2 pseudogenes are annotated in these 1020 nt (G+C 50.5%); both read left to right on the forward strand.

The annotated features are described in order from the left end of the window. Window positions 1-270 (forward strand): annotated as a pseudogene (locus H7698_RS31165) (AAA family ATPase); the annotation flags it as partial. A gap of 399 nt (window positions 271-669) precedes the next feature. Next, a pseudogene (locus H7698_RS31170) lies at window positions 670-1020 on the forward strand (DNA-binding protein); the annotation flags it as partial.

Genomic DNA, 1020 nt, shown 5'->3' on the forward strand with positions numbered 1-1020 from the left:
TCGCTCAACCTGTTCTATGTGGCGATCAGCCGGGCGCGGCTGGAGGCGCGTGTATACACCGACGCTATTGCCGGACTACCAGCGGCCATTGCCAAGCGCTACGACAAAACCACCGCTTTGAGCCTGCAGAAAGAGCGTGATGTGATGCGCCTGCAGAAACCGCACACACTCAAAACCATCGCGGATGGCGCAACCAATGAGCGCGCCCTGGAGCAGAAACAGCGAGTGCAGCCCGTGACACCAAGCGGGGGTAGAGAGCGTACAAAGTAGGATGAACAAAGCCCCGGAAGGGGCTTTTTTTCGCATGCGAGAATTTCTCGCCATGGCGCATGAGAGGAAATTTTCTAGGAATTTCAGTCAAAAACTCGCCTTTCGTGAACCAATAGATGAATCCTAAAGACTTTAATAAATCGTCTTAACAGTTTGTTTTTAAAGACTTTTATAAAATATTTTTTTTATTTATTGATCACCTTATTCTAGAGAGAGGTGTGCGAGATCGTTATAAAGACCACATCACAAGTCATTTGAGATCTGGCTAATGAACAGTTTTCGCAAAGCAGTAGAAGCATTGGAACGCCTCGCTACTAACGCAGATCGCTTAGTACCGCTGGTTCTGTCACTAGCAGTGTTCGCTGCTATCGTCGTCATCGGAATGCAGGGGGCTTGGAAATGAGATTGCTGCCTTGGGTGCGGATGCCCGCGATATGGATTAAGGAGGGAGGTCTGCGCGACTTTGGCTGGTCAAACCAAGCCAAGGCGTCTCGATCAACCGCGATTGCAGCATTGCAGCTGTACATCGCCCTGCTGACCCAGGCTGAAGAACAATGGAGGGGGAACGACTGCCTGCTAATAGCCGAGCTGACTTACACACGATTGATGGAAATTACAGATTTGAGCCGACAGCTCGTTGCTGCAGGCTTGGAAGGACTGGTTGTTACAGGCAGGATCAAAAGCGAAAAGGATGGCCGCAAATGCAGGTACATCCTTGTGGGTTACGACTCCACCGGCAACTGGTGCAAG

It is taken from the genome of Pseudomonas sp. p50(2008), from assembly GCF_015351605.1.
Classification (GTDB): Bacteria; Pseudomonadota; Gammaproteobacteria; order Pseudomonadales; family Pseudomonadaceae; genus Aquipseudomonas.